Origin of the sequence: Rahnella inusitata (assembly GCF_018288855.1) — a bacterium.
In the GTDB taxonomy this organism is placed as follows: Bacteria; Pseudomonadota; Gammaproteobacteria; order Enterobacterales; family Enterobacteriaceae; genus Rahnella; species Rahnella inusitata.
In genome coordinates this window covers 2038281-2064641 of the sequence record NZ_CP065024.1, presented here as the reverse complement: position 1 = coordinate 2064641, position 26361 = coordinate 2038281, and the positions used below count along the sequence as shown (strand labels likewise).

Annotated in this window: 20 protein-coding genes and 1 pseudogene; 11 read left to right on the top strand and 10 right to left on the bottom strand. The window is 52.4% G+C overall.

The window, feature by feature from the left end; all coding sequences use genetic code 11:
- Positions 1-172: 172 nt before the first annotated feature.
- The 8 genes and pseudogenes from hflD (at position 173) to I2123_RS09620 (ending at position 8879) form a co-directional block, all read left to right on the top strand.
- The gene (hflD, locus tag I2123_RS09655; protein WP_213052303.1) at positions 173-799 is read left to right on the top strand and encodes a high frequency lysogenization protein HflD; all 627 of its coding nucleotides are present in this window, start codon (positions 173-175) and stop codon (positions 797-799) included.
- A gap of 23 nt (positions 800-822) precedes the next feature.
- Positions 823-2193: an adenylosuccinate lyase gene (purB, locus tag I2123_RS09650; RefSeq protein WP_213052302.1), complete on the top strand. Its 1371-nt coding sequence runs from the start codon at positions 823-825 to the stop codon at positions 2191-2193.
- A gap of 228 nt (positions 2194-2421) precedes the next feature.
- Positions 2422-3906, top strand: a complete 1485-nt coding sequence (locus I2123_RS09645) for a PstS family phosphate ABC transporter substrate-binding protein (protein ID WP_167457456.1) — start codon at positions 2422-2424, stop codon at positions 3904-3906.
- Positions 3907-4088: 182 nt separating this feature from the next.
- Positions 4089-4229 (top strand): annotated as a pseudogene (locus I2123_RS25445) (glycoside hydrolase family 3 C-terminal domain-containing protein); the annotation flags it as partial.
- A 251-nt stretch (positions 4230-4480) separates the two neighbouring features.
- The gene (gene phoP, locus I2123_RS09635; protein WP_112168741.1) at positions 4481-5158 is read left to right on the top strand and encodes a two-component system response regulator PhoP; all 678 of its coding nucleotides are present in this window, start codon (positions 4481-4483) and stop codon (positions 5156-5158) included.
- A 44-nt stretch (positions 5159-5202) separates the two neighbouring features.
- Entirely contained in the window at positions 5203-6657 is a 1455-nt protein-coding gene (phoQ, locus tag I2123_RS09630) for a two-component system sensor histidine kinase PhoQ (RefSeq protein WP_213052301.1), read from the top strand.
- A 135-nt stretch (positions 6658-6792) separates the two neighbouring features.
- Positions 6793-7914 carry a ribosomal protein uL16 3-hydroxylase gene (locus tag I2123_RS09625; protein ID WP_120078190.1) on the top strand — a complete coding sequence of 374 codons (1122 nt, stop codon included), beginning with the start codon at positions 6793-6795 and terminating at the stop codon, positions 7912-7914.
- A 263-nt stretch (positions 7915-8177) separates the two neighbouring features.
- Positions 8178-8879 (top strand): hypothetical protein, encoded by a 702-nt coding sequence (locus tag I2123_RS09620; protein ID WP_213052300.1) that lies wholly within the window; start codon positions 8178-8180, stop codon positions 8877-8879.
- A 152-nt stretch (positions 8880-9031) separates the two neighbouring features.
- Here the strand turns inward: I2123_RS09620 and I2123_RS09615 are convergent, their stop codons facing one another.
- The 6 genes from I2123_RS09615 to lolC form a co-directional block, all read right to left on the bottom strand.
- Entirely contained in the window at positions 9032-9679 is a 648-nt protein-coding gene (locus I2123_RS09615; RefSeq protein WP_112167374.1) for a hypothetical protein, read from the bottom strand.
- 249 nt (positions 9680-9928) lie between these two features.
- Positions 9929-11155 (bottom strand): peptidase T, encoded by a 1227-nt coding sequence (pepT, locus tag I2123_RS09610; RefSeq protein WP_112167372.1) that lies wholly within the window; start codon positions 11153-11155, stop codon positions 9929-9931.
- A 142-nt stretch (positions 11156-11297) separates the two neighbouring features.
- Complete coding sequence (gene cobB, locus I2123_RS09605; protein WP_112167370.1) at positions 11298-12128, bottom strand: Sir2 family NAD+-dependent deacetylase; 831 nt, start codon at positions 12126-12128, stop codon at positions 11298-11300.
- Between the two features lie 54 nt (positions 12129-12182).
- Positions 12183-13433 carry a lipoprotein-releasing ABC transporter permease subunit LolE gene (gene lolE, locus I2123_RS09600; protein ID WP_112167368.1) on the bottom strand — a complete coding sequence of 417 codons (1251 nt, stop codon included), beginning with the start codon at positions 13431-13433 and terminating at the stop codon, positions 12183-12185.
- Positions 13433-14137, bottom strand: coding sequence for a lipoprotein-releasing ABC transporter ATP-binding protein LolD (gene lolD, locus I2123_RS09595; protein ID WP_213052299.1), 705 nt, complete (start codon positions 14135-14137; stop codon positions 13433-13435). Before lolD ends, lolE begins: the two co-directional genes overlap by 1 nt.
- Positions 14130-15332, bottom strand: a complete 1203-nt coding sequence (lolC, locus tag I2123_RS09590) for a lipoprotein-releasing ABC transporter permease subunit LolC (RefSeq protein WP_112167363.1) — start codon at positions 15330-15332, stop codon at positions 14130-14132. Before lolC ends, lolD begins: the two co-directional genes overlap by 8 nt.
- A 238-nt stretch (positions 15333-15570) precedes the next feature.
- Between lolC and mfd the strand changes: the two genes are divergently transcribed.
- Positions 15571-19014, top strand: coding sequence for a transcription-repair coupling factor (mfd, locus tag I2123_RS09585; protein WP_213052298.1), 3444 nt, complete (start codon positions 15571-15573; stop codon positions 19012-19014).
- A 95-nt stretch (positions 19015-19109) separates the two neighbouring features.
- Here the strand turns inward: mfd and I2123_RS09580 are convergent, their stop codons facing one another.
- From I2123_RS09580 to I2123_RS09570, 3 genes are read right to left on the bottom strand one after another with little or no spacing between them, the layout of a single operon-like run.
- Positions 19110-20348: a cytochrome c gene (locus tag I2123_RS09580; protein ID WP_213052297.1), complete on the bottom strand. Its 1239-nt coding sequence runs from the start codon at positions 20346-20348 to the stop codon at positions 19110-19112.
- Positions 20348-20896 carry a (2Fe-2S)-binding protein gene (locus tag I2123_RS09575; protein ID WP_112167357.1) on the bottom strand — a complete coding sequence of 183 codons (549 nt, stop codon included), beginning with the start codon at positions 20894-20896 and terminating at the stop codon, positions 20348-20350. The genes I2123_RS09580 and I2123_RS09575 overlap by 1 nt, the downstream gene beginning before the upstream one ends.
- Positions 20893-23682, bottom strand: a complete 2790-nt coding sequence (locus I2123_RS09570; RefSeq protein WP_213052296.1) for a xanthine dehydrogenase family protein molybdopterin-binding subunit — start codon at positions 23680-23682, stop codon at positions 20893-20895. Before I2123_RS09570 ends, I2123_RS09575 begins: the two co-directional genes overlap by 4 nt.
- A 218-nt stretch (positions 23683-23900) precedes the next feature.
- On the opposite strand from I2123_RS09570, the gene I2123_RS09565 reads away from it, so the two are divergent.
- Positions 23901-24515: a nucleotidyltransferase family protein gene (locus I2123_RS09565; RefSeq protein ID WP_213052295.1), complete on the top strand. Its 615-nt coding sequence runs from the start codon at positions 23901-23903 to the stop codon at positions 24513-24515.
- Positions 24502-25485, top strand: coding sequence for an XdhC family protein (locus I2123_RS09560; RefSeq protein ID WP_213052294.1), 984 nt, complete (start codon positions 24502-24504; stop codon positions 25483-25485). Before I2123_RS09565 ends, I2123_RS09560 begins: the two co-directional genes overlap by 14 nt.
- A 73-nt stretch (positions 25486-25558) precedes the next feature.
- Here I2123_RS09560 and I2123_RS09555 read toward each other — a convergent pair whose 3' ends face one another.
- Positions 25559-26095, bottom strand: a complete 537-nt coding sequence (locus I2123_RS09555) for a glycine zipper 2TM domain-containing protein (RefSeq protein ID WP_112167345.1) — start codon at positions 26093-26095, stop codon at positions 25559-25561.
- Positions 26096-26361: the final 266 nt, after the last annotated feature.

Here is a 26361-nt window from a genome sequence, read left to right as displayed (position 1 = left end):
TGAATACGGGACGCTTTCGGGCGTCCCGCTTTATTTCTGCCCGTAAGTGGCCTCTGCACTGATTCCGAACTGTGTTTAGAAGCAGTTTTATGGCATGATCTGTCGCCATTAGTTTGGGCTATTTTCTTTGGCACCGCGTCTCATCGTTTCGAAAACGCTTACAGGAGTAAACGTGGCTAAAAATTATTATGACATCACGCTGGCATTGGCGGGGATCTGTCAGGCAGCACGCCTGGTTCAGCAACTGGCGCACGACGGCCAATGCGCTCAGGAAGAAATGTCAGTTTCGCTGCGCAGCCTGCTGGAGATGAATCCTGCTTCCACGCTGGCGGTGTACGGTAATAATGAAGCCAATTTGAAGATGGGGCTCGAAACGCTGCTTGGCGTGCTAAACGCCAACCGTCAGGGACCGGGCGCTGAGTTAACGCGCTACGCATTAAGCCTGATGGTGCTTGAGCGCAAGCTGTACGCCAATAAATCGGCCATGAATCAGTTGGGTGAACGTATCGATCAGCTCGATCGCCAGCTGGCGCATTATGAGCTCGAATCTGACACCATGATAAGTTCGCTGGCCTCGATTTACGTCGACGTCGTCAGCCCGGCGGGTCCGCGTATTCAGGTCACCGGATCACCGGCTATTTTACAAAATTCGCAGGTTCAGGCTAAAGTCCGCGCCATTTTACTGGCCGGTATCCGCTCTGCCGTGCTGTGGCACCAGGTTGGCGGTGGTCGTCTGCAATTGATGTTTTCTCGTAATCGCTTGTTCGAACAGGCGAAAAATATTCTCGCTCATTGTTAATAAGATCCCAGGAGTTGCTACCGATGGAATTATCCTCACTGACCGCCGTTTCCCCCGTTGATGGACGCTACGGTGATAAAGTCAGCGCGCTGCGTACTATTTTCAGCGAATTTGGCCTGCTGAAATTTCGTGTGCAGGTTGAAGTACGTTGGCTGCAAAAACTGGCCGCCTGTGCAGAAATTAAGGAAGTTCCTGCTTTTGATGCCGACGCAAACGCTTTCCTTGACCAGTTAGTGGCCAATTTCGATGTTAATGACGCTCAGCGCATTAAAGATATCGAGAAAACCACCAACCATGACGTGAAAGCGGTTGAGTATTTTCTGAAAGAAAAAGTGGCCACCATCCCTGCCCTGCATGCGGTGTCAGAGTTCATACACTTCGCCTGTACCTCGGAAGATATCAACAACCTGTCTCACGCACTGATGTTGCAAACCGCCCGTCAGGACGTCGTCCTGCCGTACTGGAAACAAATCATCGATGCAGTGAAAGGCCTGGCGCATAAATACCGCGACATTCCGTTGCTGTCCCGTACTCATGGCCAGCCTGCTACGCCATCCACGATCGGTAAAGAACTGGCTAACGTCGCTTACCGTATGGATCGCCAGTTCAAACAGCTGGGAAATGTGGAAATCCTCGGTAAAATCAACGGTGCCGTCGGCAACTACAACGCCCACATCGTGGCCTACCCGGAAGTGGACTGGCATCAGTTCAGCGAAGAGTTTGTGACCTCTTTGGGCGTGACCTGGAACCCGTACACGACCCAAATCGAGCCGCATGACTACATCGCCGAGCTGTTTGACTGCGTCGCGCGTTTCAACACCATTCTGATCGACTTTGACCGCGACATCTGGGGCTACATTGCTCTGAACCACTTTAAGCAGCGCACTATCGCGGGCGAAATTGGTTCATCCACCATGCCGCACAAAGTTAACCCGATCGACTTCGAAAACTCCGAAGGCAATCTTGGTTTGTCTAACGCAGTATTGCAGCATCTGGCGAGTAAACTGCCGGTTTCCCGCTGGCAACGTGACCTGACGGATTCCACCGTGCTGCGTAACCTGGGTGTCGGTCTGGGCTACGCTCTGATTGCTTATCAGGCAACGATGAAAGGCGTCAGCAAGCTTGAAGTGAACGAAGCGAATCTGGCGAACGAACTGGATCACAACTGGGAAGTTCTGGCTGAGCCAATCCAGACCGTGATGCGCCGTTATGGCATCGAAAAGCCTTATGAGAAGCTGAAAGAGCTGACCCGAGGCAAACGTGTTGATGCAGCGGGCATGCAGGAGTTTATCGATTCTCTGGAATTGCCGGAAGAAGAGAAAGTACGCCTGAAAGCCATGACGCCAGGTAACTACATTGGCCGGGCGACCACTATGGTTGACGAGCTGAAGTAAAAATGAATTAGCACTTTAGTTTTTAGGCATGAGGCGATCTTTAGATCGCCTTTTTTTATTAAAAATAATACAACTCCTCAGTGTAAATACATCTCGTCGGAATTATTTATTCTACCCGCTCCAATAACAAACTACTGCTTCATTTTTATAACTTGTCAGTCTGGTGTTACTTATATAACATCTCCAGCACTTCATTAAATGGATACTTATGGAAGGATGATTTTAATCATGAATAAAACACACATGAAGTATATATTTAAAAGCATATTATACGTATTTTTTATATTGCCAAATCTATCATTTGCGTTGTGTATAATATTTTTTTATTTGAGTATCATTGCGGCTAAGCTCCTAAAAATCACCCATACCGACTCTATCAACATATTTCAATGGATCTGTATAATTCTTACGTTTTATCTTTACGGGAATCGGTGGGCAAAGAAAAATACTTCCAATCAATTTTTTTACTTACGCTATGGTCTTTTTATTTTTGCAACATTTTACAGTTTAATGGCTCTCATATACTTAGTTTTCAATGGTGGTGGAAGTCTTGCTGATATTAACCATACTTTAGCGTTTTATATGTATATTCAATTCATTCTCAGCAACATATTCTTGAATATCATCGCTGAACCATGGTTTTTTCTGATTTTACCTTCAGTCACTTACCTTGCATTCTTCCTGGGGATGGTAAGGGGAGAATATAAATATAATAAAAAAACATCTGCACCATTCGCACGAACTATCATAGGCTGTAGTCTGGCTGTATTATTGTCAATCTTGTTTTTGCAAAAAGCTATACATAATCGCAAGTTTGTTACAGAACACGCTGAAGTTACTTTAAGTGACAGAATTGAAGAAAGGGATTACAGACCTTTTACCTCAAACAAAAAAATCACACCTATTCATGCCCCGGCTACTGTTAAATTTGAAGAGAATTGGCCACATGTTGATGGCGCAACTGCACTTTATCCCCTTTACGCATCTGCTGTCGAAGCATTGTATAAAGACCTCAATGACCGGACAGTTAATGCTTACATTTCAATGAGTACAACCCCAAATGCTTATAAAGCGTTAAATAAGGGAACTGCAGATTTAATTTTTGTGGCAGCACCTTCTGATAAACAAATCGAACTGGCAAAACAAACTGGTAAAGAGTTACATTTAACCCCAATAGCACGTGAAGCATTCGTATTTATTACGCACATAGACAATCCGATAACTAATCTAAGCACCGCGCAGATTAGGAATATATACTCAGGAAAAACTAACTACTGGAATGAAGTTGGCGGTAGTAAGCATAGAATAATTCCCTTCCAGCGGGATGACGACTCTGGTAGTCAGACAACGATGCAAAAAAACGTCATGAAAGGCCTGCCAATGCGCACGCCGCTCAAAAGTGAAAGAGTTAAATTTATGAGTGGTCTTATTAGCCGGGTTGCTGATTATCAAAATACTCAAAATGCACTTGGATATTCATTTAGATATTATACGACGATAATGCAACACAACGAAAACTTACGTTTACTCAGTATCGATGGTATAGCCCCTACTGTTGAAAATATTCGCAATGGAAAATATCCGCTGACTGTAGATGTGAATATTGTCACCTCCGGTACTCCATCAGAAAACAGTCAAAAAATGATCAATTGGTTTCTGAGTCCGCAAGGGCAAAAATTGATTGAAGATGTGGGTTATATAGCAATCCAATAGGTGATTATTAAGTACACAGACGCGTCTGTGTACTTTTCACGAAAATGCCTAACTCTGCGTCTGGAGTTTACTCTGGCGCAAATCACCAATGATGTTATTCATGCGGTCTTAGGTTAAACGATAATATCGGATAGAGAATTCTGTAATCAGTTACATAAGCATCACGGCGTCAGCCTGCAAATGCTAAGACGGTGGTAGAAACCGGCAAACCGGTGGTGGTAATGACTGGCGGACGCCCATATAACCTGGACGGGCAGGAAGACCGGGTTGCGGCGCTGATTGTGGCATGGATACCGGGCCAGCAAGGCAGCAGTGCGATTGCTATGGCGCAGGTTAAACCCTGCGCGTAAATGAAGTACCTCTCTCATTCCTTGATGATACTTTTGGCTTTAATCAGCGTAAGAACTCACTTTTTGTGCCTCTGAACTTAAACGCCGTTTATAATTGGTTTAGGTTTTGTTTAGGTTTGCGGTGACGACGTTGATGTGACGTTGATTAAAATGTTTCTGAATGATTTACAATTACGTTCAGAATAGTTTTGCCGTCTTCCGCGCCATTAGGATAAGGAACTACCATGCGAATTTTAGTCATTGAAGATAACGCACTGCTGCGCCATCACCTTTCCGTTCAGATGAGAGAAATGGGCCATCAGGTGGATGCCGCTGAAGATGCCAAAGAAGCCGATTATTTTTTGCATGAGCACGCGCCGGATATCGCGATTGTCGATCTCGGTTTACCGGGTGAAGACGGCCTGAGCCTGATCCGCCGCTGGCGCAGTCATCAGGCTAACCTGCCGATTCTGGTCCTGACCGCCCGCGAAAGCTGGCAGGATAAAGTTGCCGTGCTCGAAGCCGGTGCCGATGATTACGTCACTAAACCTTTCCATCTGGAAGAAGTGCTGGCGCGCATGCAGGCGCTGATGCGTCGTAACAGCGGTCTGGCATCACAGGTCATTACCCTGCATCCATTCCAGATCGATTTGTCCCGCCGTGAACTGACCGTTAACGAAAACCCGATCAAACTGACCGCATTTGAATACACCATTATTGAGACGCTGATCCGCAACGCCGGAAAAGTGGTCAGTAAAGATTCGCTGATGCTTCAGCTTTATCCCGACGCCGAACTCCGCGAAAGCCATACCGTCGATGTGCTGATGGGCCGTCTGCGCAAGAAGCTGCAGGCCGAGCACCCGGAAGATGTCATCACTACGGTCCGCGGACAGGGATATCGTTTCGACATCCGTGCACAATGACACGTTTTACCCTCGCCTGAAGCCTCAACATCAAAGGACGCGCCATGAAAGGACGCACTAAAAAACCCTTCTCGCTTCGCGTCCGCTTTATGATGGCGACCGCCGCCGTTGTTCTCGCGCTGTCGCTGGCCTACGGACTGGTGGCGGTGGTCGGCTACATGGTGAGTTTCGATAAAACCGCCTACCGCCTGTTACGTGGCGAAAGCAATCTGTTCTTCAGCCTCGCGCAATGGCGCGACGGCAGGCTTTCCATTAACGTTCCACCGGATCTCGACCTCAATACGCCCACGCTGGTATTCATCTACGATGCCGACGGCAAATTGCTGTGGTCGGAACGCCGGATCCCGGAACTGGAAGCGCATATCAACAAGGCGTGGATGAACAAACCGGGCTTCTATGAGCTCGATACCGACACCCAAATCAGCAGCGAAGTATTGGGTAATAATCCGCAGGCGCAGGATAAGCTGAAAGATTACGACGACAGCGATTCTAACGCCATGACGCACTCCATCGCAGTGAATACCTACAACGCCACGGCGCGATTGCCTGCGCTGAACATTGTTGTGGTCGATACAATTCCGCAGGAATTACAGCGTTCCGATCTGGTGTGGGAATGGTTCAGTTACGTGCTGCTCGCCAACCTGTTGCTGGTCGTGCCGCTGCTGTGGCTGGCGGCTTACTGGAGCCTGCGCCCTATCAAACAACTGATTCATCAGGTCGCTGAGCTTGAAAGCCACGAACGCGAATCCCTGGATGAAAACCCGCCGCGAGAACTGCGCGGCCTGGTACGCAATCTGAATATTTTGCTACAAGGGGAGCGCGGGCGTTATGACCGCTATCGCACCACGCTGGCGGATCTGACCCATAGCCTGAAAACGCCGCTGGCGGTGTTACAGTCTACGCTGCGCGCCCTGCGTAACAGCAAGCAGATGACCATCGAAGAAGCAGAGCCGGTAATGCTCGAGCAGATCAGCCGTATCTCTCAGCAAATCGGTTATTACCTGCATCGTGCCACCCTGCGTTCCGAGCAAAATTTACTGATCCGCGAAGTCCATTCTGTTCCCGCCATTCTCGACGGATTATGTTCAGCGCTGAACAAGGTTTATCAGCGCAAAGGCGTGGTGATCACCGTGGATATTTCGCCCGAGCTGACGTTTGTCGGCGAGAAGAATGACTTCATGGAAGTGATGGGTAACGTTATCGATAACGCCTGCAAATACTGCCTGGAGTTCGTCGAAATCAGCGCGGTACATACCGAAAATCAACTGGTGATACTGATCGAAGATGACGGTCCCGGCATTCCTGAAAGCAAACGTGAAGTGATTTTCCAGCGCGGTCAGCGTGCCGATACATTGCGTCCTGGACAAGGTCTGGGACTTTCTCTGGCCAATGACATCATTGAGCAATACGACGGTAAAATTATCATCGGTGACAGCCCGCTTGGCGGCGCCAGCATGCGCGTGTGCTTTGGTTTACAGCAGGGAATCGAACTAGAATAACGGCTTAGCGGTGTAATCTCCGGCAAATTTCGGTGCTTTCTTCACCGGTATTTGAAATTTGCTGGCAATTGCCCAACGCAGCCGCAACACCTTCCGTTATAATCCTTTACAGACCCACCTTCTTTTGGAAAAAAAATGGATTACAAACTAGACCTGGACTGGAACGAGTTCCTGCAGCGTTACTGGCAAAAGCGTCCTGTCGTGTTAAAGCGCGGCTTCAAAAATTTCGTCGATCCGATTTCTCCGGATGAACTGGCCGGTCTGGCAATGGAAAGTGAAGTGGACAGCCGTCTGGTCAGCAATCAGGACGGGCGCTGGAACGTCAGCCACGGTCCGTTTGAAAGCTACGATCATCTGGGCGAAAACGGCTGGTCGGTACTGGTTCAGGCGGTCGATCACTGGCACGAACCTTCCTCGCATCTGATGACCCCATTCCGCCATATTCCTGACTGGCGCATGGATGACCTGATGATTTCCTTCTCGGTGCCCGGCGGTGGTGTTGGCCCGCACCTGGATCAGTACGACGTGTTCATCATTCAGGGCACCGGGCGCCGTCGCTGGCGCGTGGGCGAGAAAATCGCCATGAAACAACATTGTCCGCACCCGGATTTACTTCAGGTGGAGCCTTTCGAGGCAATTATCGACGAAGAGCTGGAACCGGGCGATATCGTCTACATTCCACCGGGCTTCCCGCACGACGGTTACTCGCTGGAAAACTCGCTCAATTATTCGGTCGGTTTCCGCGCGCCGAACACCCGCGAGATGATAAGCGGCTTCGCAGACTACGTTCTTTCCCGTGAACTGGGCAGCCACCGCTATACGGATCCAGATCTGGTGGAACGCGATCATCCGGCTGAAATACAGCCTGCTGAACTGGATAAACTGCGTGGCATGATGCTTGATCTTATCGGCAATCCGGAGCATTTCAACAGCTGGTTTGGCGAATTCATTTCCCAGTCGCGCCACGAGCTGGATCTGGCACCGCCGGAGCCGCCATATCAGGCAGGCGAAATCTATGAGCTGATGGAGTCCGGCGAAACGCTGGAACGCGTTGGCGGTTTACGCGTCTTGCGCGTGGGCGATGTGTGCTACGTCAACGGCGAAGCGATAGCTTCCGAACAGACCGCCGCGGTAGACGCCATGGCCCGCCATAAAACTGTGACCCGTGAAATGCTAGGCGATGCACTCGACGATCCATCATTCCTTGCACTGTTATCTGCACTGGTTAACAGCGGTTATTGGTACTTCAACGACTGAATCTAATAAACCACAAGGGCATCTGTATGCCCTTGTGGTTCCAACGTTTTATCCCTATTCCCGATCTTCACACTGGCCATTCTCTCTGTGGATATTTTCAAAAAATCCGCCGCATCTGAACTCATTAATAATTCTAATATTTTAGCCGTCAATAACTTGTATCGGAAAATAAAAAAACAGCATTAGACACCCATTTTAATATCCAATATATTCCTGCTGTAACTATCCTATCTATTTTTAACGTTTTAAAGCCAGGAATACTCATGAGATTTACAGATTTATTCAGAACATCATCAAAAACACCTCCACCGCAATACAATAACTTAAATTCAAATATAAATCGCTCATCAGAATATATTTTTGATTTAAGTATTAACCAAGAAATTGAAAGAAAATTACTGAAAACGATCAATAATAACATATCATCGGATGTCACTAAACATGGATCATCAGTAATGAACCATAGTATGCAAGTGGATATACCCAGAATGAATTACTATATCAATGGCCAGAAAATTTCCGTTCCAGGCTCAGAACACGAATCAATAGTTAACTATTCAAATCTCATTATGAGGCCTGAAAATCAATGGATACAGGAAAATATCGGGGCATTATCTTCATTTATGCATCAGGGAATATTCCCGGATTTTTTCGGTGCTGTTGATTCGTGGACTGCAAGTAATGGTGAAATATGGAATATCGAAATGATTACATTAGATCGTAACCATACGGAAAACGACTTTTACATTTCCAACTCTGGCATTGTTAAAATAATATCTCAGGCTAAAGTAAAAAATGTCATGTTAAAAGGCGGAGACTTTGTTTTAGCAGACGTTAATAATAGTCATTTCTCATTGCAACTTTCTTTCTGTGTCGTAAAGAACAACGGGAGATGCATGGTAACTCCATTAATGCAGGGGAGCGATCGTTGCCGACTTAAAGTTAAAAAAACGGGTATGATGTAATCGTTTTAAGATAATAGAAAACCCTCTAAAGAGACTATAGGGCAAGCCGTTACTCAGACACAATAGGGATGTTAAACTGACGGTGAAACTGCCCGGAGTAAGGCCGGGCATCTGAAAATAAAGCATGACGTGCAATTACATTTCAATCCTGACTATCTCAATCGAACTAACGTTTTTATAAACGTTTTTTTGCTTTCTCTTCCTGGAATTTTAATCTTTAAGGCGGAATTATTATCCCTTAAAAGATTGCAAATCACTGCAATTCTTTTCGGAGTCCAAATGAATTGGTCGCCATCAAACATACCGAAAACTTTATGCCGTAATTGTGAATGTTTCAACCCTGCCTTTAGCACACGCGAAACTACAACCGCACAATTCTTTGAAAGAGGAGAAAATGATGCTCCGCCTTTAGAGACGATATTCCGCCAGGCTGTCTCCATCTCCCTTACATCCAGCCCACGTAAACCATAAACCACATGAGGAGTATTTTCTTCAGAGTAACAATCGATAAAGTAATCACTGCTAGTGAATTCATGCTGGTGAGTAACCGGATTGAAAATCATTACTCTGGATGCAGGACTTTTTTTGTAAAAACCTGGCAGTCCATCTCTTGATTTTTTAGGCCACCAACTCACATAAGCACTTTCCGCATGAATATCACCAATCATCATTGCCACATGCCCATAACGGGTACCTTCAGGATACCAAACAAATACCCATGCATTTATTTCAGAAGCAAACATACAGCTTTGTGATTGCGCTGTGACAAATTCCTTAAGACGTTTAATATCCTTTAACATAAAATTTCTTATAATCTCCTTTTAATCTCAAGAAAAACATTAAGTTATTTAATAAATCGATTTTAATAATATATATAAAAAATAATTAGCGACTAAAATATAAAATATTTATATTAAAAACGCGTAGTCATTATTTATAATATTGATTTCATCATATCATTAATTGTTATTTTTATCTAATTTATAAAAAAAACCAGATAATATATTGAATATTATCTGGTTTTTTGGACGATATTAAATGAGTTTTATTTACAACTCTTTAGCCGTCAGCTCTGCTATGCGCATAATCACCGATACCGCTTTCTCCATTCCTTCCAGCGTGACAAATTCATGTTTACCATGGAAGTTATAGCCACCGGTGAAGATGTTAGGACAAGGCAAGCCGCGGAATGAAAGCTGTGCGCCATCGGTGCCGCCGCGAATAGGCTTCATGACCGGCTCAATATCGCAATCTTTCATCGCCTGCTGCGCCAGCGCAATAATGTGCGGATGCTGTGCTACTTTGTCGCGCATGTTGTAATAGTGATCATCGAGAGTCACTTCGATATAGCAGTCGCGGTGCAGACCCTTACCGACCAGATGTGCAATATCAATAATCTTTTGCTTACGGGCTTCGAACTGCGGCTTCTCGAAATCACGAATGATGTAATGCATTTCCGCGCGCTCAACGTTGCCCTTGATGGTCGTCAGGTGATAGAAACCTTCATAACCCTCCGTATGCTCAGGCGTTTCATCAGCGGGTAATTCGCTATGGAAACGGGTTGCCAGTGACAATGCGTTGACCATCACGCCTTTTGCGCTGCCCGGATGCACGTTATTACCGACGATTTTAATGGTCGCGGACGCTGCATTGAAGTTTTCAAACTCCAACTCCCCTACCCCGCCGCCGTCAACGGTGTAGGCCCATTCAGCGCCAAAACCCGGAATATCAAAACTCTGCGCACCTTTACCGATTTCTTCATCCGGCGTAAACGCGATACGGATCGGACCGTGCGGCACGTTGCTATTTTTAAGACGCACCATGGCGGTGATGATTTCCGCGATACCTGATTTGTCGTCCGAACCGAGCAACGTTTTGCCGTCGGTGGTGATCAGTGTCTGACCGAGTAACTGATGCAGAACCGGGAACATCACCGGCGAAAGCACTTCGTCACCGTTGCCCAGCGCAATATCGCCGCCACGGTAATTCTCAACAATCTGCGGATTGACGTGTTTTGCAGTGAAATCAGGGGCGGTATCGAGATGGGAAATAAAGCCGATGACCGGCACTTTCCAGGCAACGTTGCCCGGTAACGTCGCCATTACGCAGCCTTTGTCACTGAGAGTTACCTGTGAAAAACCCAGATCAATCAGTTCGTTACGCAGTGCCTGCGCCAGCCTGAGCTGTCCGTCAGTGCTGGGCGTATGTTTAACATTGGGCTTAGATTGGGTATCGAAAGAAACGTAGTGAAGAAAACGGTCAAGCAACTTATCCATTTGGGTATCCTCTGGCGGCTGGGTTTTATTATGCGCAGCATGAATACCGTGAATATTGCGTCAGGTCATTTTTCACCAAGTTTACGCAAAGAACTCTTAGGATCCGGCGCAATTTTGGGGATGTATGGCTAAAAAAGCCCGGTTACGACCAGGCTTCGTCTTTTTTAGTCAGGAACTTATGCACGAACTCAGGGACGACCTCGCTTGCCAGCCCGTAGTGTTTCATGTCGAATTCGCTTTCTACCTGGCTTGGCTCGAGATTCAGCTCGACCGCACAGGCTCCGCCGATACGCGCTTCGTGAACAAATCCGGCGGCCGGATATACATGACCGGACGTGCCAATCGCCACGAAGAAATCAGCTCTGGCCAGCGCATCGTAGATTTTATCCATACCCAGCGGCATTTCGCCAAACCACACAATGTGCGGGCGCAGCGGTGCCGGGAACTGACAGCAGTGACAGCGATCGTCAACGCTCAGGTCACCCGGCCAGTCCAGGATCTGCCCGGACTGGGTGCAGCGTACTTTCAGCAATTCACCGTGCATGTGCAGCACGCGCGAACTGCCTGCGCGCTCATGCAAATTGTCGATGTTCTGCGTGACCAGCAGGAAGTTATCCCCGAGTGCTTCCTCCAGCGTCGCCAGCGCGTAATGCGCGGCATTCGGTTTGAGATCGTCCTGTTGCAGCTGGCGGCGGCGTTCGTTGTAAAAACGCTGCACCAGCTCAGGATCGCGGCGATACCCTTCCGGGGTCGCCACATCTTCCACGCGGTGCTCTTCCCACAGGCCATCGGCGGCCCGGAAGGTACGGATCCCTGATTCTGCGGAAATCCCCGCGCCAGTCAGTACCACCACAAACGGTTTCTTCAGTGACGCGGCGGCCATGGAATCACGGTGAAAGATATTCGACCGGAAACGCTGGTGGCGAATGCGTTTATTTTTGCGAAACCGACACAGACGATGACGTGTGCGCATGACGTGCTCCTTACTCTCTGTGTCTGAATTTAAATACTGTTTTTGAAGATTTGATTACTGACCGCCACTGAGAACCCGGGCCGGATCGATGCGGCTTGCACGACGCGCCGGATACCAGCTTGCCAGCAGACTCAGCACCAAAGCGGTAAATAATACGCCCGCAACGTCAATCCAGTGAACTTCAGATGGCAGGAAGTCGATGAAATAAATGTCACCCGACAGGAACTGATGCCCGGTCAGCTTCTGCAATCCGTTAATGATGTTGGTCAGCTGGAAGGCGGCAATGACACCGATCACCACACCGGTTACGCTGCCGACCAGCCCCGCCAGTAAACCGTACCAGATGAAGACCGCGCGGATAAGTCCGTCTTTCGCCCCCAGTGTGCGCAAAATCGCAATATCGCTGCTTTTATCTTTCACAGCCATGACCAGCGTCGACACGATGTTGAAACAGGCGACGCCGATCACCAGCACCATCGCCATATACATAATCGCGCGAACCATCTGGATGTCGCGATACATATAGCCGTAAGTGCCAATCCAGCTGCTGATATAGACGTAAGCCTGCGTCACTTCACCGGCGTCGTGCACCAGTTTCTGCGCGGCAAACACATCGTTCACTTTGATATCGATACCGGTGACGCTGGTGCCCATATCCTGATACTGCTGCGCATCCGCCAGCGGTACCATGCCAAGACTGTGATCAAGCTGACCACTGAGCTGCAAAATCCCGGTAACCTGCAAACGGATCCGCTTCGGCTGTAGCAGTTTCATCTCCGGGTCGCTGTTGGGGATCATCACCGTCACCCAGTCGCCCTGCTTCACGCCAACGGCGTCCGCTACGCCTTTGCCGAGGATCAGTTGTTGCTCACCGGCCTTGAAATTCTGCCATGCGTTATTCTGCACAAACTTCGGTGCGGCGCTGACGCGGGACTCGCTCTGCGGATCCACGCCTTTTAGCTGGATGGCACGCAGTTTTGCGCCGTGCTCAATCAGACCGTTGAACTGAATATAAGGTGCGGCGGCCACAATACCGGGCACTTTTTCGACGCGATCCAGCACACCCTGCCAGTCGTTGAACGGCTGATTCACCGGACGAATTTCACCGTGCGGTACTACCGCCAGTACGCGATCTTTCAGTTCACGCTCGAAGCCGTTCATCGCGCTCAGGCCGACGATCAGTACTGCCACGCCAAGTGCGATGCCCAACGTTGAGATCACCGAAATCAGCGACACCATGCCGCTGCGACGACGACCCCGGCTGAACCGCAGGCCAATCAATAAAGAAAACGGAATGCCTGACATTACTTCGCTCCCAGCAACATCGAGTCCGGCTGCAATCTGCCGTCACGCATTTCCAGCTGACGGGTCAGGCGGCTTGCCAGTTTGAGGTCGTGAGTCACCACCAGAAACGCCGTGCCCTGACGCACATTCAGTTCGCCGAGCAATTCAAAAATGCTGTCGGCATTGCGCTGATCCAGGTTACCGGTCGGTTCGTCCGCCAGTACCAGCGAAGGATTGTTGACCAGTGCGCGGGCTATCGCCACACGCTGGCGCTCACCACCGGAAAGCTCGGAAGGACGGTGATTACTGCGGTGTTGCAGACCTACCGCTTCAAGCATCGCCAGCGCACGCTCCTGTACTTCGGCAGATTTCTTTTTACCGATCAGCAATGGCATCGCGACGTTTTCCAGCGCGGTGAAATCGGGCAGCAGGTGGTGGAACTGATAGATGAAGCCCAGCTCACGGTTGCGCAGTTCTGATTTCGCAGAAGAAGACATCGCATTGAGCGACTGGCCTTTAAAAATAACTTCGCCGGAGGTCGGAGAGTCCAGTCCACCCAGCAAATGCAGCAAAGTACTTTTGCCGGAACCTGACGTCCCGACGATCGCCATCATCTCACCCGGCTGCATGTCGAAGGTCACGTCACGCAGTACATCGGTGTGCATCTTCCCTTCCTGATAAGTCTTACAGAGGTTGTCACACTGCAATAAAAACGAATTACTCATAACGTAAAGCCTCTGCGGGGTGGGTGGCAGCAGCGCGCCAGGAAGGATACAGCGTTGATAATAAAGCAATGACCATCGCGACCAACGCAATGACCACCACCTGAACCGGTTCAATATCGACCGGCAGCGACGCGCCATCGAGCATCAGCCCGATAGCCGGCATAATAGTATTGAGCTGCGTGGCGAGCACCACGCCGAGTATGGCACCGAGTAACGCGCCGATGACGCCTGCGCTCGCACCCTGCACCATAAACACCGCCATAATCTGACGGCGGCTGAGTCCCTGCGTTTGCAAGATAGCGACTTCGCCCTGTTTCTCCATCACCAGCAGACCCAGCGACGTAATGATATTGAATGCGGCAACCGCCACTATCAGGCTAAGCAGCAGCCCCATCATGTTTTTCTCCATGCGCACCGCCTGGAACAGCTCGCCGCGACGCTCGCGCCAGTCTTTCCAGCTGCTGCCTTCCGGCAGCTTTTGCGCGCTCAGGCTGTCGACGTCCAGCGGTTTGTCGAGAAACAGTCGCCAGCCGGTGACGTTGCCTTTCGGATAGAGCATCAGACGTGACGCATCCTGAATGTTAACCAGCATCTGGTAACCATCGACTTCGCTGTTGGCTGAAAACGTGCCGATCACGTTAAACAGACGCTGGCTCGGCACACGCCCAACCGGCGTGAACTGGCTGACGCTGGTAACCATCAGACGCAGTTGATCGCCACGGCGTACCTTCAGCTGTTGTGCCAGCTGATCGCCAAGAATGACGTTATATTTGCCAGGTTGCAGTTCCTGTTGGGCCACGCCAATCATGTATTTCGCCAGCGGGTCCTGGTCTGCGGGATTAACGCCGAGCATCACGCCCACCGCCACGCTGCCAGGGCTTTGCAGCACCACGTCACCGGTGGTCACGGGCACGGCGCGGTTCACGCTTTTCAGCGCGGTGACTTGCTCGTGAGTAATTTTTTGAGGGTCCAGCGATCCAACCGGTGTGGTGATCAACGCCTGAGGCATCAGACCCAGAATGTTACCTTCCAGATCCTTCTCAAAACCGTTCATGACCGACAGCACCGTCACCAGCGCCATCACCCCGAGGGTGATACCAATGGTGGATAACCAGGAGACAAACCGCCCAAAGCGGTCCGAACCACGCCCGCGCATGTAGCGCAGGCCTATGAATAACGCGACAGGTTGATACATGACTTCCGTTTTAAGTGCTTGGCCGCAAATAAGTGCATGGCGCAGACTAAAGTGATCAAGGATAATAAAGGCTAGCACCGCTTTATGGAACCATTAACCCAAAGTAATCGGTTTAACCCCGGGGCTCTTTTGTCCTTTTTTATTGCAAAGCCGGGTTGACCCCGATTGTCTGCGCATCGCAAGATACGGTCTGCTAATTGGCCACCTGCTGCCGCCAAACGAGAACGCAAAACAGCCTATGTCTCAAGATTATCGTTATTCATTGCCTGAACGCCCCGGCGACACCCGTCTTTTAGGGCAGCTTACCGGCTCCGCCTGTGCACTCGAATGTGCACAAATCAGTGAGCGTCACGCAGGCCCCGTCATGCTGATAGCACCGGATATGCAAAATGCCCTGCGTTTGCGCGATGAAATTCAGCAGTTTACCGATCACAAAGTGCTGAGCATTTCTGACTGGGAAACACTGCCGTACGACAGTTTCTCGCCGCATCAGGAAATCATTTCTTCCCGTCTTTCCAGCCTTTATCAACTTCCCACGATGGAACGCGGCATCATTATTCTGCCGGTGAATACGTTGATGCAACGTGTCTGCCCGCACGAGTTTTTGCACGGCCATGCGCTGGTGATGAAAAAAGGCCAGCTGCTGTCACGCGACAAACTGCGTGCTCAACTGGAACAGGCCGGTTACCGCAGCGTCGATCAGGTCATGGAGCACGGTGAGTTTGCCACCCGTGGCGCCCTGCTCGACCTGTATCCGATGGGCAGCGACGAGCCTTTCCGTATAGATTTCTTCGATGATGAAATCGATAGCCTGCGCACCTTTGACGTCGATACGCAGCGTACGCTGAGCGAAGTCGATCAGATCAATTTGCTGCCCGCGCACGAATTCCCGACCGACAAAAATGCCATCGAACTTTTCCGCAGCCAGTGGCGCGAGAAGTTTGAAGTTCGCCGCGACGCTGAACACGTTTATCAGCAGGTGAGTAAAGGGACCTTCCCGGCCGGGATCGAATACTGGCAGCCGCTGTTTTTCAGTCAACCGCTGACCACGCTGTTCAGCTATCTGCCGGAAAATACGCTGGTGCTCAATACCGGCGATCTGGAAACCGCCGCCGAGCGTTTCTGGCAGGATGCCACTCAGCGCTACGAAAGCCGCCGCGTGGATCCGATGCGTCCGCTGCTTGAGCCGGAAAACCTGTGGCTGCGGGTCGATATGCTGTTCGCTGAACTCAAAGCCTGGCCACGCGTCCAGCTGCGCACTGACTCGCTACCGAAGAAAGCTGCAAACACTAATCTCAGCTACGAAACCTTGCCGGATCTCTCCGTGCAGCCGCAAAACAAAGCGCCAATGGATAACCTGCGCCGCTTTAACGAATCCTTTGCCGGCAGTCTGGTGTTCTCGGTTGAAAGTGAAGGCCGTCGCGAAACGTTGCAGGATTTACTGGCGCGCATCAAGCTGATGCCGACGCTCATTACCCGCATCGAAGAAGCCGAATTCGCCGGACGTTACATCATGATCGGCGCCTGTGAGCGCGGATTCCTTGATGCCGATAAACAGCTGGCTCTGATTTGCGAAAGCGATCTGCTGGGTGAGCGCGTGGCGCGACGCCGTCAGGACAGTCGCCGCACCATTAATACCGACACGCTGATCCGTAACCTCGCCGAGCTGCGCCCCGGCCAGCCGGTGGTTCACGTCGAACACGGCGTTGGCCGCTATCTGGGCCTCACCACGCTCGAGACCGGTGGTATTAAAGCTGAGTACCTGATCCTGACCTACGCCGGTGAAGATAAACTTTATGTGCCGGTATCGTCACTGCATCTTATCAGCCGCTACGCCGGCGGTGCCGATGACAGCGCGCCGCTGCACAAACTCGGCGGTGAGGCATGGTCGAAAGCCCGTCAGAAAGCCGCTGAGAAGGTCCGCGACGTGGCCGCCGAGCTGCTGGATATTTACGCCCAGCGCGAAGCCAAAACCGGTTTTGCGTTTAAGCATGACAAAGAGCAATACCAGCTGTTCTGTCAGGCTTTCCCGTTTGAAACCACGCCGGATCAAGCGCAGGCCATCAATGCCGTACTGACTGACATGACTCAACCGCTGGCGATGGACCGGCTGGTGTGTGGTGACGTTGGCTTTGGTAAAACCGAAGTGGCAATGCGCGCTGCGTTCCTTGCCGTCGCCAACAACAAACAGGTGGCGGTTCTGGTGCCAACCACTTTGCTGGCACAGCAGCATTTCGACAACTTCCGCGACCGTTTTGCCAGCTGGCCGGTGCGCATCGAAATGATGTCGCGTTTCCGCAGCGCCAAAGAGCAACAGGCGGTGATTGAGGAAGCGGTCGAAGGCAAAGTCGATATTATTATCGGCACACATAAACTGCTGCAAAGTGACCTGCGCTGGAAAGATCTCGGCCTGCTGATTGTCGATGAAGAACACCGTTTCGGCGTGCGTCATAAAGAGCGTATTAAAGCGATGCGCGCTGACGTGGATATCCTGACGCTGACCGCCACACCGATCCCGCGCACGCTGAATATGGCGATGAGCGGCATGCGCGACCTGTCGATTATCGCCACGCCGCCCGCACGCCGTATGGCGGTCAAAACCTTTGTCCGCGAATACGACAGCCTGGTGATACGCGAGGCCATCCTGCGTGAAATTCTGCGCGGCGGGCAGGTTTATTACTTATTCAACGATGTCGAAAACATCGAGAAAGCCACGCAGCGCCTGGCAGAGCTGGTGCCGGAGGCGCGTATTGCCATCGGCCACGGCCAGATGCGCGAGCGCGATCTTGAACGGGTGATGAATGATTTTCACCATCAGCGTTTTAACGTACTGGTGTGTACCACGATCATTGAAACCGGTATCGACATTCCGACGGCCAACACCATCATCATTGAGCGCGCCGATCACTTTGGTCTGGCGCAGTTGCACCAGCTGCGCGGTCGCGTCGGGCGTTCGCATCATCAGGCCTACGCTTATCTGCTGACGCCGCCGCCGAAAGCCATGTCCGTCGATGCGCATAAACGCCTCGAAGCTATTGCTTCGCTCGAAGATCTGGGTGCCGGTTTTGCGCTGGCGACGCACGACCTTGAAATTCGTGGCGCAGGCGAACTGCTGGGCGAAGGCCAGAGTGGGCAGATGACCAGCATCGGTTTCACGCTGTATATGGAGCTGCTGGAAAACGCCGTCGAAGCGCTGAAAGAAGGTCGCGAGCCATCGCTTGAGGATCTGACCACCAGTCAGACCGAAGTCGAAATGCGCATGCCTGCCCTGCTGCCGGAAGAATTCATTCCTGACGTCAATACACGCCTGTCGCTGTATAAACGCATCGCCAGTGCGAAAAGCGAAAATGAGCTGGACGAGCTGCGCGTGGAGCTTATCGACCGCTTCGGATCGCTGCCGGACGGTGCGCGCAATCTGATTCAGATAGCCGTGCTGCGACTTAAGGCGAAGGAACTGGGCATCAAACGCATTGAAGGCAATGAGCGCGGCGGCTTTATCGAGTTCGGCGATAAAAATCGCGTCGATCCGGGCCACCTGATTGGTTTGCTGCAAAAACAGCCGCAGGTTTACCGCCTCGACGGCCCGACCAAACTCAAGTTCATGCTGGACCTGACCGATCGGCCAAAACGCCTGAAATTTGTCAGCGATATGTTGGCAGATTTTGCTGAGCATTTGATCTGAGGTCGTAAGCAGATCTGAAGTGGTAAGCACAAAAATAAAGCCCGGTGAATTCATCCCTCACCGGGCTTTTTTACATCGTGATGTCACTCAAACGATTATTTACGCAGCGCCTTCACCTGTTCAGGGGTGATATCCCCCGGCAGACCGGCGAAGGTGACACGCAGATAGTTCACCATATCGGCGATCTGGGCGTCATTCAGACGATCCGCAAATCCCGGCATGGACTGCATGCTTTCGCCATTGGGAAATGCCTGCGCCGGTAAACCATCGAGCACTGAGACGATGAGATTACGGCCATCGGGCTGGCGCAGCGTGGCGTTGTTTTGCATCGCCACAGCGACGTGCGGTTTACCAGATCCATCGGCCATATGACAGCCAGAACATTGATCCAGATAAGTGATCCGCCCCGCATCATTGCCGTCCTGCCCGATGCTCACCGGTACTGCCACGGGCGGTTTATCCCCCAGCAGATAGGTGACTATGGCACGGTGATCGTCGTCGGTCAGATGACGGGTGCTGAGATCGATAACTTTGTGCATTTCGTCAAACGCCGATCCTTGCGGTGAGATGCCGGTAGCGAGGAAACGGCTCAGACTGGCCGGATCCCAGCCGCGCTGCGCCAGCGCCTGCGGGGAGATGTCTGGGGCAGTGATGCGCCCGAGCGTTCCGCCTTTCAGGTTGTTATCGGTATCCATCTGCCCCAGTTTGCCGCGCGGCGTATGACATTCTCCGCAGTGGCCGAGCACGTCCGTCAGATACTGCCCGCGCTGCCAGTCGGCAGAATTCCCCTGCGAGCTGGCGGGCATCGGATCGGCGTTGCGGAATAACAGATTCCAGCCGATCATCGCCATGCGCTGGTTAAACGGGAACGGCATCTCGTTTTCCGGCACTGGCTGATTCACCGCCGGACGGGTCATCAGAAACGCGTACATGTCGTCCGAATCTTTCCGCGCCACACCTTTATAGGAGGTATACGGCATCGCCGGATACAGGTGACGCCCGCCAGGAGCCACACCCTGAGTCAGCGCCAGATAGAAATCATCCGACGTCCAGCGACCAATGCCGTCGTCGGCGGAAGGCGTAAGGTTGCTGCCGAATATTTTGCCGAACGGCGTTTCCAGCGGATAGCCGCCCGCTAACGGAGCACCGCCGGACGCGGTGTGGCACGCGGCGCAGTCAGATGCCTGTACCAGATAACGGCCCCGTTCAATCTGTGCGCTGTCCGCCGTGACTTTCTGTACCGGTGCGTCCAGTGTGCGGTTTTCCCGCCACCACAGTACGGCGATAATGATAATAATCACCACCAGCAGCGCGAGGAAAAGACGTTTTATCATCACGCGTGCTCCCTGATCAGACCCGGCGTTTTCATCACCACGTCACGCACCGCTTCGTAATAACGGACGTAACCGGTACAGCGGCAGATGTGATTCTCCAGCGCGCCTTCAATCGCACTTTCCAGATCGGCAAGCGCAATCGGATGTTTTTCCAGCCGCTCAAGCAGCAGCGTCGCGGCATTCACAAATCCCGGTGTGCAATAACCGCACTGGAAGCTGTAATGCTCCATAAACGCTTGCTGAACCGGCGACAGCCGGACTTCACCTTGGTCATCGGTTTTGGCGTGGCCTTCGACGGTGCGGACTTTCTTACCGTTGAAAAAATGTGCGCCGGTGATGCAGGTGCGCACTTCTTCGCTGGTGCCGCTGTCGTGATCGACAATTGCCACGCAGGCGTGACAGATGCCCTGCCCGCAACCAAGCCGCGAACCGGTCAGCGCCACGTATTCGTGCAGGAAATCGATCATCATCAGGCCTTCAGGCACATCCAGCGGGCCGTAATGTTGATTATTGATGGTCAGCTCTAACGGCTGTGTTTTGATGCTCATTGTAAAACCTCACGAATATTTTCAGCACGGACGGGCAAATCACGGAAACGGTGACCGGTGGCGTGGGCGATGGCGTTCACCAGCGCAGCGACGACCGGGATCATCACCACTTCGGCCATGCCTTTCGGCGGATCGGTTTCCGACAGCGCAGGCAGGATCTCGCTGGTCTGTTTCCAGACCGCCACGTCGCTGGCGCGCGGCAGGTGGTAACGGTTGAAGTTCCAGGTACCGTTACCCGGCCCGTCTTCGTACAGCGGTAAATATTCATGCAATGCGTGACCGATGCCCATCGCCAGCCCGCCCTGTAACTGTCCGGAGACCAGTTCAGGCACGATCAGATTGCCGCACTCCATAATCGAGTGGTGCGTGAGTAATTCGACGTTTCCGGTGGCGATATCCACCGCGATTTCCGCCAGCGTGCCGACCGCACTGTAGTAGGTCACAGACGCGTTATTACGCTGCGTCGGCGGGTAATAGACTGCGTCACGCGCCAGCGTCTGGTATTCACCCGCGCCGGTACGTACTGACATGCCGTCAACCGGCACGCGCTGACGCGCATTGTTGAGCGTGAAATCGGCTTCAGCCCACTGCCAGCGGTTGAAGACGTGAACCGCCGCGCCGGTCAGTCCCTGCATCTCGTAAGCTTTTTTTGCCAGCGTCTCAAGACTGAGAATTTGCATCCCGTTGGCCGTCAGGCCGCCTTCCACCCAGCGGGCATCCTCTTTACGCACGATGTATGGCGCAGCCTGTCCACCGCCAATGCCGGTTTGCCAGATAGCCATCGCCGCCGGCCACAGGCCGTGATCGAAGACCAGACGCGCCGCTTCGCGGGTGCTGTGTGAAAAGTAATAGGCTGAGTTACTGGCGCTCGACGGTGAGCAGTAGGAGGGCGACCAGCGCGGATTTTTTTGCAGCTTGTCCTGCTCTTCCTGCGACATAATGTACGGATCGCCGCTGGTCTCCACCGGCAGCACTGACCAGTCGGTCACCGAGAAATGCGCCTGCTCCGCCGGTTTACCCAGCCATTCGGCGCACAGCACGGACTGTGACGTGGACATGCCCGTCCCCATTTCCGCACCGCTGTGCCACAGGCTTATCTGCCCGTTTTCGCTGATTTCGACGCGGGCGAATGACGTTTCCGCACCAGTACCGAAATCTTTCTGCACGCAGCCAAACCCGACGCCGTAACGTTTACCCGGATTCTGGCTTTCATAGGCGGCCTTGCGTTTTTCACGCTCCGTCCACAACGGATGGACGGCGGCTTTTTCCAGCACTTCATCCGCACGAATCGCACCTGCCGGAATCGCCCCCTGGGTATTTTTCATACCGGATTTCAAAACGTTGCGCATCCGGAAGGCAATCGGATCCAGCTTCAGTTCGGCGGCCAGTTCATCCATCATCATTTCGGTGGCGGCCATACTTTGCAGCGTGCCGTAACCACGGGCGGAACCGGCATCCAGCGCACGTGACGCCAGTCCGACGGCGGATAAATCACTTTTCGGGAAGTAGTAAATCGACTGCGCAGCGGTTGCGCCAACCATCACCACCGACGGAGTAAAGTTGCTTCGCCCGCCGCCGTCTGCGGTCATTGCCGCATGGAACGACTGCAACATCCCGGTTTCACGGTTCACCGCGATGTCGTAATTCATATCAAACGCGTGACGCTTGAGGGAGGACTGGAACTGCTCGAAGCGGTCATTAGCCAGGCGCACCGGAGTGCCGTCACCGTACATCGCCGCCACCGCGCCGTAATACGGGAAGTTATAGTGATCTTTCGACCCGTAACCGACGGTGTAGCAAGGATGCATAATCAGCGTTTTCACCGTGCGGTGGGCTTTGGCCATCATGCGCGGCATTTCATCTGCGACTTCCTGCGGTGACTGCGTCGGCACCACCATATGCAGCGTTTGCGTGGCGGCGTCATACCAGCCGTTGGCGTTGTCGGGTTCAAGCGCCGAGGTATCGACAGACTGCGTGGTGAAACGGCGCGACATCACCAGCCAGTCCTGCGGCGGGGATTTCATTTCGTCTGCCATTTCACCGGCGTAGAACATGCCCTGCTCATCCAGCTTGCCGCCTTCACGCCCTTCCGGCCAGACCGGCAGATGCTTGCGCATACCGGTCGGAAATACCGGCATATCTTTCAGGCTGGAGAAACGATCGTCTTCAAACGCAGTTTCTCCCCCGACGCGCACAAAGCGGAAAGTGCCCCAGGGATCGCGTTCCAGCGGGCCGGTTTTGGCGCCATAGCGCACCACACCGTCTTTGAATTTCAGTGCGTTTTTCGCAAAGCGGAATTTGGCAAAATCCTGATAGACCAGAATGGCCACCGCCTGACCGAGATACGCAGGCGTTTTGCCTTCCGGCAGCAGCATGTCTTCGCCGTAAAATGCCGGGAATGCCAGACCGTCTCGCGCCAGTACGTCGGCGGTGACCAGTTGGTCGGGTTGCAGATCCTCACCGAGTAACGATAAATCCAGTCCCGCATAAGTTCTGTCTGCCTGCGTCACGCGCAGGATAAAGGCGTGCGCCTGTTTCTGCGGCCAGTGCGGCATATCTTTGGCGCGGATATCGCGGGCAAACACTTTCTGCCCCATGACTTTGGCTTTTCCGTCAATACGGAAACGGACGCGTTTGTGTTGTGCGTCCCACTGCGGCGATTGCAGGATTTTTTCTTCGAAGAGTGCCGCATAAGCACGGCTGTGTAGCGGCGCGAGATACACGGAGACACCAGCGATTACAGCGCCTTTCACAAAGCGCCGCCTGGACGGGTTAAAATTGCTCATAAATTTCCTTGCTTCTTATTGTCTTTCTTATAGTCCGGCACATTTACAATTTGTCATAAATTCTGCAAATACCGTTTAATGCGGGCGATTATAGGTAGATGAGTTACTGGAAGTCATGACAGAAAACACATTTTTAATATTTCGTTCACAAATTTGCGCAAAATAGTGGGATAATTAATTCTGTTGCGCAAACAATGTACAAAAGGGATCGGAGCAAGATGGCAGGTATTATTCTCCTCGCCGCAGGGCTGGGGAGCCGGTTTATCGCCGCAGGCGGCGAAGGAAACAAGCTGAATGCCACACTGTCGAAAACAGCAGAAAATGCTGCCAGTGTTTTTGATATTACGCTCGGTCATGCACTGGAAAGCGGACTGCCGGTACACGTCGTGACGCGCGCCGGGAACCTGCAGGTGCAGGCCAGCTGCCGCCGCGCAGGTGTGCCGTTTACGCTGACGGAAAGCACGGGCACCGGTGGTTCCATTGCCGCAGGCGTGCGCGATACGCCGGAGTGGGACGGCTGGCTGGTTCATCTCGCCGATATGCCGTTCGTTACGCCGGACATTTTCGCCACCGTGGCCGATACCCTGCACCTCAAGCCGGTGGTGCGCCCTTTCTGGCAAAATGAGCCGGGGCATCCGGTCGGTTTTGCCCGCGAAATGGGCGACAAACTTTTGCAACTGCGTGACGATCATGATGCCCGCGAGCTTATCCGCAGCCATGACCTGCTGCGCATTGATTTCAATACTTCGGGCGTGATCGCAGACATTGATTTGCCGGGGGATCTTGCCCTTTCCCCGCGACTTTTGAACGGAAATCTCCATGCAGCATCTTGATAATCATGTTATTTCAAAGGCGCGTGAATGGCTGGCACAGCAGCCGGTGTGGCTGTGTACAGTGCTGACAACCTACGGCTCTTCTCCGCGCGCACCGGGCGCGCTGATGGTGGCGACCGAGGATGGCCGCTATTGCGGGTCGCTCTCCGGCGGCTGCGTCGAAGAAGATTTTTTACAGCGGATAGCCGCCGGTGATTATCAGCAAGCCAGCCAGATTGTGCGCTACGGAGACGGTGGATTAACGCCAAACATTGCGCTGCCCTGTGGCGGATCGCTCGATGTGCTGATCGAATATCTGCCCGCTACGCAGGGGAATCTTGAGTACCTGCAACGCATGGGAATGGCGCTGGCCGGGCATTATGCGCTGGATAAATCGCTCACCCTGCCCGCTGCCTGTGACCATCTGGCGCTGACGGAGTATCACAGCGCCACACAGGTAATGCGTGACGGCGACTGCGTGCATCTGCATCTGGCCGCGCCCCCGCGCTTACTGATTGCCGGACTCTCGAGCGTCGCGCTGTATTGCGCCGACTTTGCCTGTGCGCTGGGTTTTGACGTGGTGGTGTGCGAATGCCGTGAAGACGTGCTGGAAAACTTTCTGCCGTTACTGAAAGCGGAAATACGGCTGGAGAAAGCGTTCCCTGCGAAGTATCTCGAACGGGAAAGTTGCCACGCCAATACGGCGATTGTGGCGCTGACCCACGATCCGCGTATGGATGACCTGACGCTGATGGAGGCGGTGAATACGCCTGCGTTTTACATCGGCGCAATGGGCTCACAGCGCAACAGCGCACGACGTCGCGAACGCCTGCAAACCATCGCCGATTTCTCAGCCGATGATTTCGCCCGTCTTCATGCCCCGGTCGGTTTATCCATCGGCAGCAAAACGCCGGCAGAAATTGCACTGGCGGTGATGGCCGACATCGTTAAGCACAAAAATGGGTTGAAAACCCACGGCGTGGCTGCCTGACCAGCAGAAGTGCGAACATAAAAAAAGCCTGAGGTTTGCACCTCAGGCTTTTAGTTTGCGACTTACCTGTGGGTTATGAACGGGTAAGCTGCAACTGACCGCTTTTATCCAGCGGGATTTGCGTGCCCGGATCGTGGTCCATACGCACTTTGCCCTGCTGATCGCCTATTTTATAGGTGACATCATACCCGAGCATTTTATCTTCTTTGTCATACACGGTTTTACAGCGCTGCTGCTGTGTGGTGTAAGTGTCGTTATTCTGCATGCTGCTCTGTACACGGTTACCCGCGTAGCCGCCACCCAGCGCACCGGCAACTGTCGCGACATCGCGACCGCGTCCGCCACCGAACTGATGACCCAGCACACCACCCGCGACGGCACCCAGAACGGAACCGGCGATCTGATGCTCATCCTGTACAGGACGGCGGTGAGTCACAGTGACGTTACGGCATTCCTGACGTGGCGTTTTCGTGGTCTCTTTGATTGGCGTCGCGCTAACAACCTGCGCGTATTGCGGCTCAGATGAAAAGACATTCATGCTCGCCACACCGGCAATGCCCAATGCCGCAGCCACACCAATACCGACCCCAGCTAACATTGACTTGTTCACAGGACTTCCTCCGAAAATGTTACCACGCATATTGCACCTTACTCAGGGCACATTCCTCAGTGGAAAACTTCACATCCTGAGGTTCGGCGTGCGTGAATCGCCGGCTATGAACTTGTTAAAGTTTGTACTCTGAAGCGTTAAGGAACAATAAGACGAAGTCTGTAAGTGCGGGAATTGCGGGTGTAACGGGGTGTTTCAGAGCATTCTTAGCGGACAAAGCCGGGCTTTAAGTGTCTGCTTGCGCCTGAAAAGAAAAAAGCCTGTAG